Origin of the sequence: Thermomonas sp. (assembly GCF_025993755.1) — a bacterium.
Classification (GTDB): Bacteria; Pseudomonadota; Gammaproteobacteria; order Xanthomonadales; family Xanthomonadaceae; genus Thermomonas.
This window is the reverse complement of record NZ_JAMQHN010000048.1, coordinates 1-18,535: the sequence shown is the minus strand read 5'-3', so window position 1 is coordinate 18,535 and position 18,535 is coordinate 1. Positions and strand designations below refer to the sequence as shown.

Annotated in this window: 18 protein-coding genes and 2 pseudogenes; 8 read left to right on the top strand and 12 right to left on the bottom strand. The window is 68.4% G+C overall.

What is annotated here, in order from left to right; all coding sequences use genetic code 11:
* Nucleotides 1-130 precede the first annotated feature (130 nt).
* The 4 genes from Q0X16_RS03605 to Q0X16_RS03590 all read right to left on the bottom strand — a co-directional run bounded on the left by Q0X16_RS03605 (nt 131) and on the right by Q0X16_RS03590 (nt 3,386).
* A complete protein-coding gene (locus Q0X16_RS03605; RefSeq protein ID WP_297830724.1) occupies nt 131-682 on the bottom strand; it encodes a LemA family protein in 552 nt (183 codons plus the stop codon).
* A 69-nt stretch (nt 683-751) separates the two neighbouring features.
* Nucleotides 752-964: an RNA-binding S4 domain-containing protein gene (locus Q0X16_RS03600; protein ID WP_297830722.1), complete on the bottom strand. Its 213-nt coding sequence runs from the start codon at nt 962-964 to the stop codon at nt 752-754.
* 16 nt (nt 965-980) lie between these two features.
* The gene (locus Q0X16_RS03595; protein ID WP_297830719.1) at nt 981-1,712 is read right to left on the bottom strand and encodes a general secretion pathway protein GspB; all 732 of its coding nucleotides are present in this window, start codon (nt 1,710-1,712) and stop codon (nt 981-983) included.
* Between the two features lie 6 nt (nt 1,713-1,718).
* Entirely contained in the window at nt 1,719-3,386 is a 1,668-nt protein-coding gene (locus Q0X16_RS03590; RefSeq protein ID WP_297830717.1) for an ExeA family protein, read from the bottom strand.
* Between the two features lie 33 nt (nt 3,387-3,419).
* Here Q0X16_RS03590 and rlmB point away from each other — a divergent pair, with 33 nt between their 5' ends.
* A complete protein-coding gene (gene rlmB, locus Q0X16_RS03585; RefSeq protein ID WP_297830715.1) occupies nt 3,420-4,166 on the top strand; it encodes a 23S rRNA (guanosine(2251)-2'-O)-methyltransferase RlmB in 747 nt (248 codons plus the stop codon).
* Nucleotides 4,166-4,435: a hypothetical protein gene (locus Q0X16_RS03580; protein WP_297830714.1), complete on the top strand. Its 270-nt coding sequence runs from the start codon at nt 4,166-4,168 to the stop codon at nt 4,433-4,435. Before rlmB ends, Q0X16_RS03580 begins: the two co-directional genes overlap by 1 nt.
* Nucleotides 4,436-4,665: 230 nt before the next feature.
* On the opposite strand, the pseudogene rnt reads toward Q0X16_RS03580, so the two are convergent.
* Nucleotides 4,666-5,286 (bottom strand): annotated as a pseudogene (rnt, locus tag Q0X16_RS03575) (ribonuclease T); the annotation flags it as partial.
* 58 nt (nt 5,287-5,344) lie between these two features.
* Entirely contained in the window at nt 5,345-5,722 is a 378-nt protein-coding gene (locus Q0X16_RS03570; protein WP_297830712.1) for an EF-hand domain-containing protein, read from the bottom strand.
* A 152-nt stretch (nt 5,723-5,874) separates the two neighbouring features.
* On the opposite strand from Q0X16_RS03570, the gene Q0X16_RS03565 reads away from it, so the two are divergent.
* Together Q0X16_RS03565 and Q0X16_RS03560 are read left to right on the top strand one after the other, a co-directional pair.
* Nucleotides 5,875-8,625 (top strand): DUF2339 domain-containing protein, encoded by a 2,751-nt coding sequence (locus tag Q0X16_RS03565; RefSeq protein ID WP_297830710.1) that lies wholly within the window; start codon nt 5,875-5,877, stop codon nt 8,623-8,625.
* Nucleotides 8,622-10,004 (top strand): DUF3999 domain-containing protein, encoded by a 1,383-nt coding sequence (locus tag Q0X16_RS03560; protein ID WP_297830708.1) that lies wholly within the window; start codon nt 8,622-8,624, stop codon nt 10,002-10,004. The genes Q0X16_RS03565 and Q0X16_RS03560 overlap by 4 nt, the downstream gene beginning before the upstream one ends.
* Here Q0X16_RS03560 and nth read toward each other — a convergent pair.
* From nth to Q0X16_RS03545, 3 genes are read right to left on the bottom strand one after another with little or no spacing between them, the layout of a single operon-like run.
* The gene (gene nth / locus Q0X16_RS03555; protein WP_297830705.1) at nt 9,990-10,703 is read right to left on the bottom strand and encodes an endonuclease III; all 714 of its coding nucleotides are present in this window, start codon (nt 10,701-10,703) and stop codon (nt 9,990-9,992) included. The two genes, Q0X16_RS03560 and nth, sit on opposite strands and share 15 nt — an antisense overlap.
* Nucleotides 10,700-11,101 (bottom strand): hypothetical protein, encoded by a 402-nt coding sequence (locus tag Q0X16_RS03550; protein WP_297830704.1) that lies wholly within the window; start codon nt 11,099-11,101, stop codon nt 10,700-10,702. Before Q0X16_RS03550 ends, nth begins: the two co-directional genes overlap by 4 nt.
* The gene (locus Q0X16_RS03545) at nt 11,098-11,880 is read right to left on the bottom strand and encodes an enoyl-CoA hydratase-related protein (protein ID WP_297830701.1); all 783 of its coding nucleotides are present in this window, start codon (nt 11,878-11,880) and stop codon (nt 11,098-11,100) included. Before Q0X16_RS03545 ends, Q0X16_RS03550 begins: the two co-directional genes overlap by 4 nt.
* A 217-nt stretch (nt 11,881-12,097) precedes the next feature.
* On the opposite strand from Q0X16_RS03545, the gene Q0X16_RS03540 reads away from it, so the two are divergent.
* The 4 genes and pseudogenes from Q0X16_RS03540 to arsC all read left to right on the top strand — a co-directional run bounded on the left by Q0X16_RS03540 (nt 12,098) and on the right by arsC (nt 15,002).
* Nucleotides 12,098-12,832, top strand: a complete 735-nt coding sequence (locus Q0X16_RS03540) for an FKBP-type peptidyl-prolyl cis-trans isomerase N-terminal domain-containing protein (RefSeq protein WP_297830699.1) — start codon at nt 12,098-12,100, stop codon at nt 12,830-12,832.
* A gap of 145 nt (nt 12,833-12,977) precedes the next feature.
* A pseudogene (locus Q0X16_RS03535) lies at nt 12,978-13,792 on the top strand (CoA pyrophosphatase).
* Complete coding sequence (locus Q0X16_RS03530; protein WP_297830697.1) at nt 13,792-14,637, top strand: sulfurtransferase; 846 nt, start codon at nt 13,792-13,794, stop codon at nt 14,635-14,637. Before Q0X16_RS03535 ends, Q0X16_RS03530 begins: the two are co-directional and overlap by 1 nt.
* A 2-nt stretch (nt 14,638-14,639) precedes the next feature.
* Nucleotides 14,640-15,002, top strand: a complete 363-nt coding sequence (gene arsC, locus Q0X16_RS03525) for an arsenate reductase (glutaredoxin) (protein WP_297830696.1) — start codon at nt 14,640-14,642, stop codon at nt 15,000-15,002.
* Nucleotides 15,003-15,055: 53 nt separating this feature from the next.
* On the opposite strand, the gene Q0X16_RS03520 is transcribed toward arsC, so the two are convergent.
* From Q0X16_RS03520 to uvrA, 3 genes are all read right to left on the bottom strand, one after another.
* On the bottom strand, nt 15,056-15,823 hold the full coding sequence (locus tag Q0X16_RS03520; protein WP_297830694.1) for an enoyl-CoA hydratase/isomerase family protein: 768 nt from the start codon (nt 15,821-15,823) through the stop codon (nt 15,056-15,058).
* A 227-nt stretch (nt 15,824-16,050) separates the two neighbouring features.
* A complete protein-coding gene (locus Q0X16_RS03515) occupies nt 16,051-16,467 on the bottom strand; it encodes a thioesterase family protein (protein ID WP_297830692.1) in 417 nt (138 codons plus the stop codon).
* A partial coding sequence (gene uvrA / locus Q0X16_RS03510) for an excinuclease ABC subunit UvrA (RefSeq protein WP_297830690.1) occupies nt 16,464-18,535 on the bottom strand: 2,072 nt, incomplete at its 5' end. The genes Q0X16_RS03515 and uvrA, both read right to left, overlap by 4 nt.

Here is an 18,535-nt window from a genome sequence, read left to right as displayed (position 1 = left end):
GTGGCCTCGTTGACGCGACGTGCGATTTCGTCGGCACTGGGGGCGTCGCCCTTGTGCGGCGTTTTTTGCGCCAATACCGGCAGCACCGGCAGCAGGGACAGACACAGCAGAACCAATGCGAGCAAACGCTTCATTGCCCGAACTCCAGTTTCGGGGAGGCCCGGCTGCCGTCTTCGGCCTGGAAGAATTCGGCGGAACGAAATCCGAACGGGCCGGCGATCAACAGCGTTGGAAAGCGCTGGATGGCGTCGTTGTAATCGCGCACCGCGCCGTTGTAAAAGCGGCGCGCGTACTGCAGATGGTCTTCGACCTCGACCAGCCCCGCGGACAGCTGTCGGAAATTGTCGCTGGCCTTGAGCTCCGGATAAGCCTCCTGGAGGGCGATCAGCCGCGAGAGCGAGTGTTCGAGCATGGACTCGGCCTGGCCCTGCTGGGCCGCGCCGTGCGCCGCGCGGGCCTGGTTGCGCAGCTCGGTGACGGCTTCCAGCGTGGCGCGCTCGTGCGCGGCGTAGCCTTTCACCGCTTCCACCAGCTGCGGCACGAGGTCGTGGCGACGTTGCAACTGCACGTCAACGTCGGCCCAGGCGGTGCGGAACTGGTTGCGCAGGCGAATCAGTCCGTTGAAGGCGAACACGGCCCAAAGCAGGGCTGCGAGGCAGATGGCGCCGACGAGAATGCCCATTCCGGTTTCCGTGGATCCTTTCCAGCTGAAAAAGGATTCTGCGGGAATACGGGCAGGAGCGCATCAGCCCTAGCGCACTTGAACCTCGTTCTCACCCAGCGTCACCCGCTGCCCGGCGCGGATCTTGGCGGTCTTGCGCAGTTCAACGACGCCGTCCACGCGCACCGCGCCGCTGGCGACGAGTTGCTTGCCGGCGCCGCCCGAATCACACAACCCGACCAGCTTCAGCAGCTGGTTGAGCTCGACGAAGTCGCGTTCGAGGAGGAAATCCAGCGTGGTCATGGCTGCGGCGCTTTGTTCAGGGCAGGGGTACCCGGGCGCGAATGCCGTTGCGTTCGACGATGACGCCGTCGCGACGAATGGCGATGACCTGCAGGCCGCCGCTGCGGTCACCTTCGCCCATGCGCTGGCCGTCGAGGATGACGAAGCGCTTGCCGGGATCGGAATCCCACATGTGCATGCTCAGCTTCACCGCGGGCAGGCCGGTCGCCGAAATCGGCGGAGCGTCTTCGGTGTCTTCCGCGCTTGCAGCGACTGCTGGCGCTGCAGGAGCCGGGGCAGCGGGGAGCGGGGCGACGGGAGGCGGCGTCTGTGCGACGGAATGGGGCGCCGGAGCTGGCGCTGGCGTTGGCGCAGGTGACGGAGCCGGAGCCGGAGCCGGAGCGGTGGCGGCGATGGGGGCCGCGGGCGGAGCCGGTGGCTGGGCCGTCTGTGGCTCGGGCGCGGGCGGCATGGCGGGAGTGGATGGTGCGGGCGCTGCATGCGGCGCAGGGTGTTCCGCTGCCGAAGCTGCGATGGGCGCTGCGTCGGCCACGGCATCGGGTGCCGGATCGCCCTTGCCGGCGTGCATCCCCCACCAGCCTGCCAGGATCGCGCCGGCGACCACGATGGCCAGCGTCGGCCAGACCCAGCCCGGCGTTGCCCCGGTGCCGCGCGCGGGCACCGGCGGCAGTTCCATCGCCACGCTGGGCGTGCCCTCACGCTGGCGTTCGGCTTCGGATTTGCGCAGGGCTTCAAGAATCAGCGACATCGAGTTTCACTCCAGCACCCGCAGCAGGCGCGGGCCGGGCAGATCATTGGCCAGGGCCATCAGGGTCAGGGAACCGGCGATGCCGTCGGTCGGCAGTCCGCGCGCGCTCTGCAGCTCGCGTACGGCAGCGCGCAGCGTGGCGTTGTAGGGCATGCCGGCGGCGGGAGGCGGCGCTGAAAGCTGCTGCCACAGCCAGTCCACGGCCGGGCTGGAAGTGCCCGGCTGCGGCGCTTGCATGAGGACATCCGGCCCGCGCCACAGGCCGGCGTAGCGGCCGTCCCAGCGCGATTGCAACAGGGTGCGCCCGACATCGATCGTGCGCGTGCCGATCCGCAGGCGGACCGTGCGCGTGTCCGCGCCAAGCAACAGGGCCCAGGTATCGGAGGTGCCCGCGCGAAGGCGCAACAGCAGCGGCCGGTCCAGGGCCAGCAGCGTAACCAGACGCGTGCTGCCATTTACGCAGTGCAGGTCGATCCGCGCCGGGGCCGGATTGCAGCTCCCGTCCGAAGCCACGGTGACGGCATCGCCGGGTAGCGACCACTGTTGCAGCAGCTCGCGCCAGGTGTCCGTCGGCGAGGCATTTGCAGTTTCGATCAGGTGCGCGAACGCGGCGGGATCGACGTTCTCGATCACAGGTTTGGGCGGCGGTCTGGCTGCGTCGGGCGTTGTCGCCGAGACCGCGGGCCGGGGCATGGGCGTTGTCGCGACGGGGCCCTTCGCCCACGGCTGGAACCACCAGGCGGCAACGATCAGCGCGGCGATCACCACGCCGCCGGCCACGGCCAGCAGCGGTTGCAAGCGCGCTGGTCGGGCGGACGGCAGGACTTCGCGTGCCGCCGCGTTCACCAGCTTGGCGTCGATGCCGACCGCATCGCGGGCGTAGCCGGCCAGCAGTGCGCGTTCGGCGATCACGTTGATCAGTCGCGGCACGCCGCCGGAAAGCGCGTGCAGACGGCGCACCGCCTTGGCGTTGAACGGGAAGCGCGAGCCGCCGGCCACCCGCCAGCGGTGGCGCAGATAGGCGGCGGTCTCGCGTTCGTCCAGCGGGCTCAGGTGGAAGCGCGCGGTGATGCGCTGGGCGAGCTGGCGCAGCTCCGGGCGTGCCAGCAGGTCGCGCAGTTCGGGCTGGCCCAGCAGCAGGATCTGCAGCAGTTTCTGGGTGTGGGTTTCCAGATTGGTCAGCAGACGCACCTGTTCCAGCGCGTCGGGCGGCAGGTTCTGCGCCTCGTCGATCAGCAGCACCACCCGCAGGCCCTGCGCGTAGGCGTCGAGCAGGTAGGCGTTGAGTGCGTCGATCAGGGCCTTGGCGCTGCCGCGTTTGCCTTCGATGTCGATCCGCAACTCTTCGCAGACGGTTTCCAGCAGTTCGATCGCGTTCTGGCGCGGGTTGAGCACCAGCGCGATGCGGGCGTTGTCCGGTAGTTGTTCCAGCAGCAGGCGGCTGAGGGTGGTCTTGCCGGTGCCGACTTCGCCGGTCAGCTGGACGAAGCCGCCGCCGCCGCCCTTGTCGATCCCGAACAGCAGGTGCGCCAGCGCGTCCCGGTGGCGCTCGCTCAGGAAGACGAAGCGCGGATCCGGGGTGATCGAGAACGGCGGTTCGCGCAGGCCGTAGTAGGCAAGGTACATCCGCCTAGCGTGCCACGAGATGCCTGCCTGCGCGAGCATCAGCTGCATCATCGGATCCCGCCGATGCGGCACAATGCGCGCATGGGCAAATCGTCGCAATGGGTGGTCGGATTGAATCCGGTGGCTTCGGCGCTGGAACACGACGCCGAGCACGTGCTGGAAGTGCTGCTGGAAGCGGGCGGCAGGAATCCGCGCATCGTCGAGATCGAGCAGCAGGCGCGGCGGCGTGACATCGAGGTCCGGCGGGTGCCGGCGCAGGCGCTGGACGGGGTGGCCGGCGGGCTGCGCCATCAGGGCGCGGCGGCGCGCTATGCGGCGGCAAGGACCTGGGACGAGCACGAGTTGCCGGCGCTGATCGAGGCCGCCGGAGGCCGTGCGCTGGTGCTGGTGCTGGACGGCGTGCAGGACCCGCACAATCTCGGCGCCTGCCTGCGCAGCGCGGCCGCGGCCGGTGCGACCGCGGTGGTGATTCCCAAGGACAAGGCGGTGCAGCTCAACGCCACCGTGCGCAAGACCTCGGCGGGAGCTGCGGACACGCTGCCGGTGTTCAGCGTCACCAATCTGTCGCGCACGCTGCGCGACCTGCAAAAGGCGGGCGTGTGGATCCACGGGCTGGCCGGCGAGGCGGAGGCGTCGCTGTACGCGCTCGATCTCAAGGGCAACGTCGCGTTGGTCATGGGCAGCGAGGGTGAGGGGTTGCGCCGGTTGACCCGGGAGAACTGCGATTCGCTGGTGAAGATTCCGATGCCGGGCGGCTTCGAAAGCCTCAACGTGTCCGTCGCCACCGGCATCGTCCTGTTCGAGGCCGTGCGGCAAAGGAGCCGGTGATGGCGATCCATCTGGAGTGGTACGACTGGGTGGGCATCTGCGGCACGCTGTGCGTGCTGCTGGCGTTCTTCCTGCTGCAGGCCGGACAGCTGGCGGGCACCGGCATCGTTTACCAGTTGCTCAATCTGTTCGGTTCCGGCGGCGTGCTGGTGTCGCTGATGGGCAAGTTCAATGTGTCGGTGTTCGTGCTGGAAGCGGCCTGGATGGCGATCAGCGCCTACGGGATCGTGCGCATGCTGAAGCTGCGGTCGAAAGCGACGAAGACTTGACTCGATTGCGTATGAGCTTGATTGCCGTGTCCGGATCGCCGTGCCCGAGGCAAATGCGGGGACACGCCGCAAGTACGTCCATGTAGGCTAATTGACGCCGTCCATGGCGTCGATTGTCCCCGCATTCGCCCCGGACACGGCGATGCGGCTTACATATAACCCTGCGCGTCGCGGGGATCGCTTGCATCCGGATCGGTGATGGTTTCGGGCAGGGGTGCGGAGACGCTTCCCAATTGCGGCCAGGCGTTGGCGATCTTGCAGAAGAGTCTTGCGGTCTGCTCGGTGTCGTAGATCGCCGAATGCGCTTCCCTGGGATCCCAGCCGATGCCGGCGGCAAACGCGGCGCGCGCCAGTACGGTCTGGCCGTAGGCCAGCGCGGCCATCGTCACGGTGTCGAGGACGCTGAACGGGTGGAAGGGGTTGCGCTTGTGGCCGCTTCGCTTCACCGCGGCGTTGAGGAAGTTGAGGTCGAAATGGGCGTTGTGGCCGACCAGGATCGCGCGCTGGCAGCCGTGCCGCTTGATCGCCGCGCGCACCGGGGCGAACACATGATCGAGCCCCTCGCGTTCGCCCAGCTCGCCGCGCAGCGGGTGGCCGATCCGGATGCCCGTCACTTCCAGCGACTTGGGGTCGATCAGCGTGCCGGGGGCGGGGGCGATGTTGGCGTGGGCGATCGCGCCGGGGACGAGGCGGCCTTCGGCGTCGAATTCCAGCGGGATCGCGGCGATCTCGAGCAGGGCGTGCTTGTCCCAGTCGAATCCGCCGGTCTCGACATCCACCACGACCGGCAGATAGCCGCGAAAACGCGCAGCCATCGGCGAGACGACGGGGGGCTGCGGGGACGCGCTCATGGTTTCAGACTAGCAGATGCCCGACGGGGCCCCGCGCCGCGAACGGCGAAAACCCGGCTCAATGGTGGCCGGCGTGCTCGTCGCTGGAGGCGGGCGCGTGGTCTTCCGCTGCCGGCTTCATCGCGGCGTGGTGGGCGTCGAATTCCTGCCGGCTGATGAAGCCGTCGCCATTGCCGTCGATCGATGCGAAGCGGTCGGATTTGCCGCCGTGCGCCGCCGCGAATTCGGTGCGCGAGATCCGGCCGTCGTGGTCGCTGTCGATCTGGTCGAAACCATGTTCATGGCCGCCTGCGCCGTCGTGCATGGCATGGCTTGCCGGCGCGGCCTGGGCCTGGCCGGATGCCAGCGCGGCTGTTGGCGACAGCACCACCGCGAATGCGGCAGCGGCGAGCATCGGGAAGAAGCTGGAATGGGGCTTGGCGGCGGATTGGCGCATGGCGTTGCCTTGGGGAATGGGACCGTCGGAAGTATGGATGTTAACTCGGGACGTGATGCACGGCGATGCCGCTGCGGCTGAGGCTGCGTTCAGCTTTCATGAGCTTTGCGGCGATGCGATAGAGTGCGCGCTGGATTGTTTCCGGCTTCGCCATGGACGAACTGGTCGCTCTGGGAATCCTCGCGCTGCTGGCGCTTTTGGTCATGCCGGTGCTGCTGGTGGTGGCGCTGGTCAAATTGGGCGGTTTGCGGCGGCGGGTCGAGGCGCTGGAATCGGCGCTTTCCGCGCTTGCGGTCAGCGCGTCCGCGTCCGCGGCCGGAAACACGCCCGGGGCGGGTGTCGGTGTGCTCCGCGAAACGGTCGTTCCAGAGGAAGAACCCGAGCCCGAGGCTCCAGCGTACGTGGTGCCGCCGCTTCCGGACGTGGAGCCCGAGGAGGTTGCGGCGTCCGCTGTCGAATCTCAACCGCAGCCGTCCCGGCGATTCGACGACACTGCGGAAAAGTCGTGGGGCCGTCCGGCGTCGCCGCCGCCGCAGCCGCCACAGCCGCCACAGCCGCCGCAGCCGCCGCAGCCGGACTGGTTCGAACGCAACGTCGAACGGGTCAAGCGCTGGTTCACGACCGGGAACGTGCCGGTCAAGGTGGGCATGCTGGTCCTGCTTGCGGGCGTTGCGGCGCTGCTGCGCTATGCCAGCGACCAGGGCTGGCTGCGGATGCCGATCGAATTCCGCCTTGCCGGCGTTGCCGCCGCGGCGCTGGCGGGCCTGGTGTTCGGCTGGCGCAAGCGGGAAAGCCATCGCAGCTTCGCGCTGGCCGTGCAGGGTGGCGCGATCGGCGTCCTGCTGCTGGTGACGTTCGCCGCCAGCAAGCGCTACGACCTGCTGGGCGCCGGACCGGCGTTTGCCATCAGCGTGCTGCTGATCGCCGGGATGTCGGTGATGGCGGTTGTGCAGGAGTCGCGCACGCTGGCCATCCTAGGCGTGCTGGCGGGCTTTTTGGCGCCGCTGTGGCTGTCCACGGGCGGCGGCAGCCACGTGGCTTTGTTCAGCTACTACGCGGCGCTCAACGCCGGCATCTTCGCGATCGCCTGGGTGCGGCCGTGGCGGATCCTGAATCTGCTGGGTTTCGTTTTCACCTTCGGGATCGGCACGCTCTGGGGGGTGCTGGAGTACCGGCCGGAACACTTCGCCAGCACCGAGCCGTTCCTGCTGCTGTTCTTCGGCTTCTACCTGCTCCTGCCCCTGCTGTATGCGCGCAAGGTGCCGACGCCCGGAAGCGCGCGGATCGACGGCAGCCTGCTGTTCGGGACGCCGCTGGTCGTCTTTGCGCTGCAGGCGGGCATGTTGCCCGGGCAAGGCATGACGCTGGCGTTTTTCGCGCTGGGACTGGCGGCGCTGTATGCCGTGCTGGCCCGCTGGCTGTTGCCGCAGTCGCGAATGGGGCTGCTGGCGCGCGGCTATGCCGTGCTGGCCGTGGGATTTGCCACGCTCGCGGTGCCGCTGGCGCTGTCGGCGAGGGCGACTGCCTCGGTGTTCGCACTCGAAGGCGCGGGGCTGGTCTGGCTGGGTTTCATGCAGTCGCGGCGGCTGCCGCGCTGGGCCGGTCTGGTCCTGCAACTGGCGGCGGCGGTGGCGCTGGCCTCGACGGGGTCCGGCGTGCTCAGCCACGACCTTGGCGCACTGCCGTTTGCCAATGCCGCGTTCATGAGCGGACTGCTGGTGGCCAGCGGCGGTTTCGCGGTGGCTTGGCTGTATCGTCGCCATGCGGGCAACGTGATGGCCGTGCTGGCGTATCTGTGGGGAATGTTCTGGTGGCTGCTGGCATTCCTTCGCGAAATCGAAGCATTCGCAAAACCCGGAGACGATCTGCATTGGAGTCTGCTGTTGGCCGGCGCCACCGGCTGGCTGGCGGCGGAATGGCATCGGCGATTCCCGGCGCGGGCGCTGGCCGTCACCACGATGGTGATGCTGGTGCTGGCGTTCCCGCTGGCGATGGCGCAGTGGAGCGCGGACGGTCAACCGTTCGCGGGACAGGGGGTGTGGATCTGGCCGCTGTTCGCCGCGCTCGGGGCGCGGTCCTTGGTTGGCCTGCGCAATGCCAGCGGCAACGTGGCGGGACTGGCGCAGCTGGCGTGGTGGCTGCTGTGGCCGACCGTGCTGTCGCTTCTTGCCGGCTTCCTCGGCGATCGCTTCGACCTGGCCGACGGCTGGGTGGGCATGCTGCTCGCGCTGCCGTGGTTGTTGCTGGCGGGGGTGTCCCTGCGCTGCGCTGCGTGGCTGGCGCAGCCGCTGGGTGCCGGTTTTGCGCCGTTCCAGACGGCGCTGCGCCTGCTGGTGTTCCTCGCGCTCGGGTTGTGGTGGCTGTGCCTGCTGTTTTACCCGGGGCACAGCGCGCCGCTGCCGTGGATCGTCGTCATCAATCCGCTGGATCTGGCGCAGCTGGCCGTGCTGTTGCTGCTTGCGCTCTGGCTGCGCGGCAGCCGCTCCGCTGCGGGGACATCGCTTCCGATCGTCCTGTTGGCGCTGGCCGGGTTGGTGCTGGTGAGCACGATGACCCTGCGCGCGGTCTGCCATTGGGGTGGGATTGCGTGGAACGACGAACTGCTTGGCGCGGGTCTGTCCCAGACCGGCCTGACCGTGGTGTGGAGCCTGCTGGGCGTGGCCGGCTGGATTTACGGATCGCGGCGTGGCCACTGGGGATTGTGGCTGGCGGGGGCCTTGCTCATGGGCGTGGTCCTGCTCAAGCTGCTGCTGGTGGACCGCGGCAATCTGGGCGACCTGCTCGGGATCGGCGCGTTCATCGTCTACGGCCTGCTCTGCACCCTCGTCGGCTGGCTGGCGCCGGTGCCGCCGCGGCGGGTTACGGGGAACAACGGGGCGACCGCCAACGAGGTGAAGGAATGAGGCGTTTGTTCGCATTGCTGCTGACCCTGCTGCCGCTGGCCGCGCAGGCTGGGGAACCGTACGCGCGGCAATGGCCGTTGGAGTTGGCGCGAGCCGATGCCGGCGCGTACCGGGTGACGCTGGATGCTTCCGTCTATCGCGCCGCGTACTGGCCCGACCTGCGCGATGTTCGCGTGCTGGATGCACAGGGACGTGAGGTAGCCAGTTTTGTTGTTCCGGCGCAGCCGCCATCGACCCGCGTGCAAACGACGATATTGCGCTGGTTCCCCCTGCCGACGGGCGCAACGACGACCGGAGCCGACCTGAGCGTCCTGGTGCGTCGCGATAGTGGCGGGGCGGTGGTTTCCGTGCGCGGCGGGACCGCGCCGCGTGCGGGTGCGGTGGTCGGCACGGGATGGCTGGTGGATCTCGGTGCCGACAGCGCCCGGATGCGGTCGTTGGCGCTGGACTGGAACAACGATGCCGAATCGGTGGACCTGGGGTATCGGCTGGAAGGCAGCGACGACCTGCGCGATTGGCGGATCCTCGACCCCCAGGTGCGGCTGGTGCGGTTGCGCAACCAAGGGCAGGAACTGCGCAGCAACCGCATTGCCCTGGATTCTCCTCCGCGCTATCTGCGCCTGTTGCCGCTGCAGGAGGGCGGGGCCCTGACCGTGAGCGAGATCCGCGGGGAATGGCGCGAGGCGGCGGAACCCGTGGGCTGGCAGTGGTTGGAACTTTCGGCCACGCCGGCTCCCGCCACCGCCGGGACCGGATTCCACTATCGCCTCGAAGGCCGCTATCCGGTGCAGCGCGTCGATGTCGCCATGCCCGCCAACAGCAGCGTGCGCTGGAGCGTGTTCAGCCGCGATGGGGATGCGCGCAAGGGGGACGCCAGTCCGCCGGCGTGGAAGCTGCGCGCCGCCGGCTGGAATGCGTGGCGTCTCGATGACGCCGGCAGGACGCAGACGTCGCCGCCGCTGGACCTGCATTATCTGATCACCGATCACGACTGGCGCCTGCAGCCCGACGCCGGGACGACGCCGACGATGGCCCCGACGCTGCGATTGGGTTATGTCCCCGGCAGCCTGGTGTTCCTCGACCAGGGCAAGCCGCCCTATGTGCTGGTGGCGGGAAGCGCGTCCGAAGACATCGCGCAGGATGCCGTGGAATCGATGCTGGAGGCGCTGCGCGTGCGACGAGGTGCGCAGTGGGTGCCGGCGGCGGCCACCCTGGGAGCGGCCAGCGAACGCGCGGGAGCCGCCGCCTATTTGCCAGCGTCCGCGCCGCGCGACTGGAAAACCCTGACCCTCTGGAGCCTGCTGGTGCTTGGAGCGCTGGTGGTGGTCGGTTTTGCGTTCACCCTGCTGCGGCAACGCGACGGTTCACCGCGCGACTGACCGCCAGGCGCCGTCGTTCCCTGCGAGCGGCGTTTTTTCCGGCCATTTGCACAGATCGTGCAGCAGGCAGTGCGCGCAATTCGGCTTGCGCGCCTTGCAGACGTAGCGCCCGTGCAGGATCAGCCAGTGGTGGGCGTGTTGCCGGAATGCGTCGGGCACCAGCCGCAGCAGTTTGTCTTCCACCGTGCGCACGTCCTTGCCGGGTGCCAGTCCGGTGCGATTGGCGACGCGGAAGATGTGCGTGTCCACCGCGATGGTGGGTTGCCCGAAGGCGACGTTGAGGATCACGTTGGCGGTCTTGCGGCCCACGCCGGGCAGGGCTTCCAGCGCCTCGCGGGTGTCCGGAACCTCTCCGTCGTGGCGTTCCAGCAGCAATCGGCACGTCGCAATCACGTTCGCCGCCTTGGCGTTGAACAGGCCGATGGTGTTGATGTACGCCTTCAATCCGTCCTCGCCCAGCGCGAGGATGGCTTGCGGCGTGTTGGCGACCCGAAACAGTTTGCGGGTGGCCTTGTTGACGCCTACGTCGGTGGCCTGGGCCGACAGCACGACGGCGACGAGCAGTTCGAACGGGCTGGAGAACTCCAGTTCGGTACGCGGCTCGGGGTCGAGTGCGTGCAGGCGGGTGAACAATTCGGCGATTTCGGACGCGGTGAGCCTGCTGCCGCGGGCGGGTCGCTGTTTTTGACGGGATTTCACGAATGCCGCTCGCGCGCCCGGGCCAGCGCCCTGGCCAGCGCGTCGGAGGCGGCCTTGGGCAGGTCGGTGACGGCGAGGTCGGACCGGTCGTTTCCGGAAGCGGCTGGCGGTGACTGTGCCGCACGCCGCGCGGTTTCGCGCTCGGCCTTGATCCGCGCCAGCCGCCGGGCACGGGCGCGGTGACGATCGCGTGCGGCAAGAGAGAAGCGGCGGTTGTCCCGGGCCGCGGCCAGCGTGTCGTTGCAGGCCGCACCGCAACCCGCGCAGGGCGCCATGTCGAGCAGGCCGAGCGCCAGCGCGGCGTCGAGATCGCCGTCGCGCAGCTTCGCGACGACCGCGTGCGCAGGATGCGCCTGCGCGCAGCCGCAGGCGGGGCAGGGCGATGCGGATTCGATCATTTCCCCGTGAACGCGGGTTTGCGCTTTTCCAGGAACGCGCCGGTGCCTTCGCGCATGTCCTCGGTGGCGAACATCAGGCCGAATTGGGCCGCCTCGTACTCCAGTCCTTCCTCGATGCCGCATTCGCCGCCGATGCTCACGCAGTCCAGCATTCCGCGCAGCGCCAGCGGGGCGGCGCCAGCGAGTTGCGCCGCAAGTTTCCGGGTTTCCGCTTCCAATTCGGCGGCGGGCACGATCCGGTTGACGATGCCCAGCTGCAGGGCGCGTTCGGCGGTGACCGGCGCGCCGGTCAGGCACAGTTCCAGGGTGGCCGCGCGGCCGCACAGCCGCAGCAGCCGCTGGCTGCCGCCGAAGCCGGGAATCAGGCCGAGGTTGATCTCGGGTTGGCCGATCTTCGCGGTGTCCGCCGCGATCCGCAGGTGGCAGCTCATCGCCAGTTCGAGTCCGCCGCCCAGCGCGAACCCGTTGACCATGGCGATCACCGGCTTGGGCAGGCGTTCGATCCGGCGCATCATCCGGGTGCCGCGCAGCGAGAAGTCCCGGCCCTGCACGGGCGTCAGGGTGCGCATTTCGGCGATGTCGGCGCCGGCCACGAAGGCCTTGGGACCGGCGCCGGTCAGGATCACCACGCGCACCTCGGGGTCGCCGGCAGCGGCGGCAAAGGCGGCATCCAGCGCGTCCAGGGTGGCGGCATTGAGGGCGTTGAGCTTGTCCGGGCGGTTGACTTGCAGGGTGCGGATGCCGTCGGCGGTTTCGGTCAGAAGCAGGGAATCGGTCATGGGGACGTCCGAAATCGAAAAATATTGGGGAATCGCGGAACTTCCCCCGCCGTCGCCGGTCGCAGGGAAGCCTCAGTAGCCGTTCAGGGCCGCGAACTGTATCCTAGCGTGTCCCGCAGGCGGCTTGCCGTCCGGTGCAGGCAAAACTCCTCCGGCCCCGGCCGGTTTTTTCCATCCCGGCCGCGTCCGCGGTCTCGATCAACGAATGAGGTTCTGGATGAAGTTTCATGCACTCGCTGCCAGCCTGGCGGCCTTGACCCTGAGCGCCGGCGTGGCCTCCGCGCAGGCCCAGACCGCTCCGGCGGCGGCACCCCGTCCGGCGACCGCGCCAGCGGCGGCCAACCTGCCGGTGGTGGACAAGACCCACGCCAGCTACGTGATGGGCTGGAACCTGGGTCAGGAGCTGCGGCTCGGCGGTGAGCCGATCGACATCGCCACCGTCGTGCGCGGCCTGCAGGATGCCTTCGGAGACAAGCAGCCGGCCTACACCGAAGATCAACTGCGCACCGCCTTCACCGGTTTCCAGGCGCGCATGGAAGCCAAGGCGCAGGAAGCCTTCCGCAAGGCGTTGGAGGACAACAAGGCGCAGTCCCCCGCGTTCCTGACCCAGTACAAGGCCCAGCAGGGCGTGCTGACCCTGCCCAGCGGCGTCATGTACCGCGTCGTCAAGCCCGGCACTGGCGCCAAGCCGACCGCCAACAGCGAAGTGACGATCGCTTTCCGCAGCTTCCTCGCCGCGGTCGGTACCCCGCTGAGCGGCGTCCAGTCCCCGCCGCCGTTCAAGGTGTCGCAGGCGCCGATCCCGGCGATCAAGGACACCCTGCCGCTGATGCAGCAGGGCGCCGTCTGGGAAGTCGTGATTCCGCCGGGCGCCGCGCTGGGCCCGGGCCAGAACGCGCAGTTCGCGCAGCAGGCCATCGCCCTCCAGATCGAACTGGGTGCGGTGAAGTGACATAGAAGGCGGGTTCGCTTGTGGATCCGCCGTTTCGGGAAGCCGCCCACGGTCGTGGGCGGCACCTCGGGGTTCTGCCAAGGCAGTCTAGTCGATGCGCCGGCTCGTGCCGGCGCATCGTGTTTTGGGGCGATGATTCCAGGACATGAGCGAATACGCTGCCATCCTGAGTCCCTGCACGGGCGTCTGCACGCTCGGCGTGGACGGGCTGTGCCTGGGCTGCCTGCGAACCGGCGATGAAATCGCGGCGTGGCTGGCCCTGGATGCTGCGGAACGCGAGCACATCGTGGCAGTGGTTCTGCCTGCCCGTGCGGCGCAGCGGGAGCCGTCGTGATTGACGTCGAAACTCTTGTTGATCGCCTGCGCTGCGCGACCCATCCGTTGGATGTACCACCGGCGACGCCGCCGTGGAACCTGACGGAACTGGACGGGCTCCCTCTGGCAGCGCATCCGCGTCCTGCGGCGGTGCTGATCGGTGTCGTCCCGCGCCCGTCGGGCGCGGCCGTCCTGCTGACGCGGCGCACCGAGCAACTGCGGCACCACGCCGGCCAGGTCAGCTTCCCGGGGGGCGGCATCGATGCCCAGGACGCCAGTCCGGCCGAGGCCGCGCTGCGCGAGGCGAACGAGGAAATCGGCCTGGCCGGCGCGCAGGCGCGGCCGCTGGGCTACCTCGACCCGTACCTGACCGTCACCGGCTACCGCGTGCTGCCGGTGCTGGCGATGGTCGAATCCGGGTTTTCGCCGCGGGCCAATCCGGCGGAAGTCGCGGATGTGTTCGAGGTGCCGCTGGATCTGCTGCTGGATCCCGACCGTCTGGAGCAGGTCGAGATCCGCTTTGCCGGCCGCGCGCGCCATGTGTTGCAATACCGCTATGCTGCGCACCGCATCTGGGGCGCGACGGCCTCGATCCTGTACAACCTCAGGGAACGACTCGCAGCCGTGAATCAGGGAGAAGCGTGATGGCCGGATGGACGACATTGGTGCAGGCGGATGTCCTGTCGATGGCGCTGGGGCGTCCGGATCTGGTTGTCGTCGACTGCCGGTTTTCGCTGCTCGATCCCAGCCAGGGCGAGCAGTCGTGGCTGCGTGGCCGGATCCCCGGCGCGGTGTACGCACACCTGGAACGCGACCTGTCGGAAATGGATCGATTCGGGCAGGGGCGCCACCCGTGGCCGAGCGAAAAGCTTTTCCTTGAGCGCCTGCGCCGCTGGGGCGTGACGCAGACCTCGCAGGTAATCGTTTATGACGACAACGACGGCGCGGTCGCTGCGCGCCTGTGGTTCATGTTGCGCACCTTCGGCCAAGAGAAGGTGGCGGTTCTGGACGGCGGCTGGAAAGCCTGGACTTCGCTCGGCTTGCCGGTGACCACCGCGCCTCCGATGCCGGGCGCGTCCTTCATCGGCGGCCGCTTCGACGCCGATCGCCTGCTTGATGCCGACGCCGTCGATGCGCATCTGGCCGCAGGCGGGATGTTGGTCGATGCCCGCGCAGCGGCGCGTTTCCGCGGCGACGAGGAGCCTCTGGATCGGGTGGCAGGTCACGTGCCTGGAGCGATCAACCGACCCTATGCACAGAATCTGGAAAACGGGCGCTTCAAGTCGCCGATGCAACTGGCCGCGGAATACCGCGAACTGCTGCAGGGCCGCGATCCGGCCGAAGTGGTGATGATGTGCGGTTCCGGCGTGACGGCCTGTCACAACCTGCTGGCGATGGAGCGGGCGGGATTGAAGGGTGCGAAACTGTTCACCGGGTCGTGGAGCGGCTGGCTTGCCGATCCCTCGCGGCCGGTGGCGACGGGAGATTGACGATGGTGGACAAGGCGCAGCGGGTCGAGATCTGGCACCGGCCCACCTGCAGCAATTCGCGCGGTGCGCTGGAAATTCTTCGCGAATCCGGCATCGAACCGGTGATCGTCGATTACGTCAACGATCCGCCGGGCAAGGAGCGCCTGAGGCGTGCGATCAAGGATGCAGGTCTGGGCGTGCGCGAGGCGATCCGCAGCAAGGAACCCGAGTTCAAGGCGCAGGGGCTGGACGATCCGTCGCTGTCCGACGATGCCATGCTCGAGGCGATGGTGCGGACGCCAAAATTGATCAACCGGCCGTTCGTGTTCACCGCCAAGGGCACGCGGTTGTGCCGCCCGCCTGAAAAGGTGCTGGAGATCCTGTAGCCGGCGGGCGGAAAGCCTCGCGGCGGGCGAGGGAAGCCGCGACCTGGCCTCGCCTATTTCCCGATCCGCGCCAGCATCGCGCGCAGGCCGGCTTGGGTATCGGGCCGGGTCCAGGCGGCGACGAAGCGATCGAGGTCGATTCGCTCCGGAGCCAGCGCGGCGATCACGTCGCGGCGGGCGATGCCGCGGGTTTCCAGCATCGGTTCCTGCGGGAGCTGCAGCAGCGCGTCGAGCCAGATGCGGGCGCGGTTCTCCACTTCCTCGGCGGCCGCCAGTTCGTCCACCAGCCCGATCGACAGCGCCTGAGCCGCTTCCGGCATGTGTCCCGCCACCAGCAGGCGTTCGGCGCGATGCGGGCCGACTACCCGCGCCAGCAGGGCCTGGATGCCCTCCGGCGCCACCAGCCCGACCTGGGTTTCGTTGAGGCCGATCCGGAACGGCCCTTCGGCCAGGATCCGGAAATCGCAGCACAGCGCCAGCACGCAGCCGCCGGCTGGCGCGTGCCCTGCCATCGCCGCGGCCACCGGAACCGGGCTTGTGGCCAGCGTCCGTGCGGTCTGGAAGAAGGCTTCCCAGGCCTGCATCAATGCGGTTCGATCCTCGCCCAGCGAAAGCAGGTAGGGCACGTCCAGTCCCGCCGAAAACACCTTGGCGCCGCCGGCCAGCACGATCCCGCGCGCGCCCTGCGCGAAGGCGTCCTGCAGCACGGCAGTGAGTGCGGTGCATAGCGCCGGATCGAGCGCGTTGACCGGCGGGCGGTTCATCCGGAGTTGGTGGATGCCGCCGTGGACGGTGGTTTCGATCAGGGCGTTGGAAGTCATGCGCAGTTCCCGTGGGTCAGGATCCCAATGATACGGGTGCGTATGGTTGTGTGGTGGGAAATGGCTGAAGAGTTTTTGACGCGGATGAACGCGGAAAGAGCGGATCAAGCTTTTGGGATGGGGCGTTCATTAGTGGCCGGTGGCGTACCGGTATGGAACTTGCAACGTCGTGTGCAGGCCGGACACGGCGTCGGGGCCAATAGCGAATCCCGTTCCATGCATCCGGATCAGGCGGGCGCCAACAGCTTTCCCGCCGCCCTGCGCACGCAGTCGGGCAAATCGGTCGAACGGCCGGAGTGGCGGTCGATCCAGACCGCAACCACGTTCCCGTCGCAATACAGGCTGCCGTCCTCGGCGAGGATGCGGTGGCCGATCACCACGCTGCGGGCGCCCAGACGCTCGGTGAACAATTCGACGAAAGCCTTGGCCGGATACTCGATCGGGCGCTTGAAGTTCAGCGTGGCCGAAGCGACCACCGGCGCGGAATCCTCGGTCACCCACGGCTCGCCGATGCTTTCGAACCATTCGATTCGCGCTTGTTCCAGAAAAGTCAGGTAGCGCGCGTTGTTGACGTGGTTGAAAGCGTCCAGGTCGCTCCAGCGCAGCGCCAGGGGCATCCGGAAAACGTGGGAAGCGTCGTTCATGCGTGTGCTCCGGCTTCGCTGGATTGCGTGGCTTTCTGCCTGCGGGGCGGCCCGACGCGTTGTTGCAGCAGCGGCGCGAGGAAACGCCCAGTGTGCGAGTCGGGAGTGGCCGCGATCGTTTCCGGCGTTCCGGTGGCGATGATCCGCCCGCCGCCGTTGCCGCCCTCGGGGCCGAGATCGACCACCCAGTCCGCGGTCTTGATCACGTCGAGGTTGTGCTCGATGACGATCACGGTGTTGCCCTCGTCGCGCAGGCGATGCAGCACGGCCAGCAATGCCTCGATGTCGTGGAAATGCAGGCCGGTGGTCGGCTCGTCGAGGATGTAGAGCGTGCGGCCGGTGTCGCGGCGCGACAATTCCTTCGACAGCTTCACCCGCTGCGCCTCGCCGCCGGACAGCGTGGTCGCGCTCTGGCCGAGCTTGACGTAGGACAAGCCCACGTCCATCAGCGTTTCGAGCTTGCGCGCGATCGACGGAATCGGCTCGAACAATTCCAGCGCCGCCTCCACCGTCATTTCCAGCACGTCGTGGATGCTGTGTCCCTTGTAGCGGATTTCCAGCGTTTCGCGGTTGTAGCGCTTGCCCTGGCAGACGTCGCAGGGAACGTACACGTCGGGCAGGAAGTGCATCTCCACCTTGATGAGGCCGTCGCCCTGGCAGGCTTCGCAGCGGCCCCCGCGCACGTTGAACGAGAACCGCCCTGGCGAGTAGCCGCGCGCGCGTGCTTCGGGCGCCTGCGCGAACAGTTCGCGCAGCGGCGTGAACAGCCCGGTGTAGGTCGCAGGATTGCTGCGCGGCGTGCGGCCGATGGGCGACTGGTCGATCGCCACCACCTTGTCGAACAGGTCCAGCCCGACGATGTCGTCGTACGGTGCCGGCGTGTGCGAAGCGCCGTTGATCTCGTTGGCCGCCAGCGCGTGCAGGGTGTCGTTGATCAGGGTCGATTTGCCCGAACCGGAGACGCCGGTGATGCAGGTGAACAGCCCGGCGGGAATGTCGAGATTCACGTGCTTGAGGTTGTTGCCGCTGGCGCCCTTGAGCTTGAGCATCCGCTTGCGGTTGGGCGGATTGCGGTGGGCCGGCACGTCGATCCGCAGCTTGCCCGACAGGTATTGGCCGGTCAGCGAACGCGGCGCTTCCAGCACGTCGGCCAGTGCACCCCGGGCGACCACTTCGCCGCCGTGCACGCCGGCGCCGGGGCCGATGTCGACGATGTAGTCGGCCAGCCGGATTGCCTCTTCATCGTGTTCGACCACCAGCACCGTGTTGCCCAGATCGCGCAGGCGGGTGAGGGTGGCGAGCAGACGCGCGTTGTCGCGCTGGTGCAGCCCGATGCTGGGCTCGTCGAGAACATAGGTGACGCCGACCAGTCCGGCGCCGATCTGACTGGCGAGGCGGATGCGCTGGGCCTCGCCGCCGGACAGAGAATCGGCCTTGCGTTCCAACGTCAGGTAGTCGAGCCCGACGTCGACCAGGAACCCCAGCCGCTCGCGGATTTCCTTGACGATCCGGGCCGCGATCTCGCCGCGCCAGCCGGGCAGGCGGAGGGTGCTGAAGAATTCCAGCGTCTGGCCGATCGGCAGCACCGCGATTTCTGGCAGCGGGTGTCCGGCCACGAACACGCTGCGCGCCTGCCGGTTGAGCCGCGCGCCGCCGCAGTCGGGGCAGGGCTGCTCGCTGATGTATTTCGACAGTTCCTCGCGCACCGCCGCGCTTTCGGTTTCGCGATAGCGGCGTTCGAGGTTGGGCAGGATGCCTTCGAAGGCGTGCCGGCGCTGGACCTTGCGGCCGCTTTCGCTGACGTAGGTGAGGTTGACGGTTTCCTCGCCGCTGCCGTTGAGCAGGATGTCGCGGATCCGTTCGGGCAACTCCTGCCAGGGCGCGTCGACGTCGAAGCGATAGTGCCGCGCCAGCGACGTGATCATCGAGAAGTAGTAGGCGTTGCGCCGGTCCCAGCCGCGCATCGCCCCGGCCGCCAGCGACAGTTCGGGATGCGAAACCACCTTGTCGGGATCGAAAAACTCGGCGACGCCGAGGCCGTCGCAGGTGGGGCAGGCGCCGATCGGCG

Coding starts and splice junctions, on each gene's coding strand:
- Q0X16_RS03605 (WP_297830724.1), bottom strand. CDS start 682: ATGGGCATTCTCGTCGGCGCCATCTGCCTCGCAGCCCTGCTTTGGGCC.
- Q0X16_RS03600 (WP_297830722.1), bottom strand. CDS start 964: ATGACCACGCTGGATTTCCTCCTCGAACGCGACTTCGTCGAGCTCAAC.
- Q0X16_RS03595 (WP_297830719.1), bottom strand. CDS start 1,712: ATGTCGCTGATTCTTGAAGCCCTGCGCAAATCCGAAGCCGAACGCCAG.
- Q0X16_RS03590 (WP_297830717.1), bottom strand. CDS start 3,386: ATGCAGCTGATGCTCGCGCAGGCAGGCATCTCGTGGCACGCTAGGCGG.
- rlmB (WP_297830715.1), top strand. CDS start 3,420: ATGGGCAAATCGTCGCAATGGGTGGTCGGATTGAATCCGGTGGCTTCG.
- Q0X16_RS03580 (WP_297830714.1), top strand. CDS start 4,166: ATGGCGATCCATCTGGAGTGGTACGACTGGGTGGGCATCTGCGGCACG.
- Q0X16_RS03570 (WP_297830712.1), bottom strand. CDS start 5,722: ATGCGCCAATCCGCCGCCAAGCCCCATTCCAGCTTCTTCCCGATGCTC.
- Q0X16_RS03565 (WP_297830710.1), top strand. CDS start 5,875: ATGGACGAACTGGTCGCTCTGGGAATCCTCGCGCTGCTGGCGCTTTTG.
- Q0X16_RS03560 (WP_297830708.1), top strand. CDS start 8,622: ATGAGGCGTTTGTTCGCATTGCTGCTGACCCTGCTGCCGCTGGCCGCG.
- Q0X16_RS03550 (WP_297830704.1), bottom strand. CDS start 11,101: ATGATCGAATCCGCATCGCCCTGCCCCGCCTGCGGCTGCGCGCAGGCG.
- Q0X16_RS03545 (WP_297830701.1), bottom strand. CDS start 11,880: ATGACCGATTCCCTGCTTCTGACCGAAACCGCCGACGGCATCCGCACC.
- Q0X16_RS03540 (WP_297830699.1), top strand. CDS start 12,098: ATGAAGTTTCATGCACTCGCTGCCAGCCTGGCGGCCTTGACCCTGAGC.
- Q0X16_RS03530 (WP_297830697.1), top strand. CDS start 13,792: ATGGCCGGATGGACGACATTGGTGCAGGCGGATGTCCTGTCGATGGCG.
- arsC (WP_297830696.1), top strand. CDS start 14,640: ATGGTGGACAAGGCGCAGCGGGTCGAGATCTGGCACCGGCCCACCTGC.
- Q0X16_RS03520 (WP_297830694.1), bottom strand. CDS start 15,823: ATGACTTCCAACGCCCTGATCGAAACCACCGTCCACGGCGGCATCCAC.
- Q0X16_RS03515 (WP_297830692.1), bottom strand. CDS start 16,467: ATGAACGACGCTTCCCACGTTTTCCGGATGCCCCTGGCGCTGCGCTGG.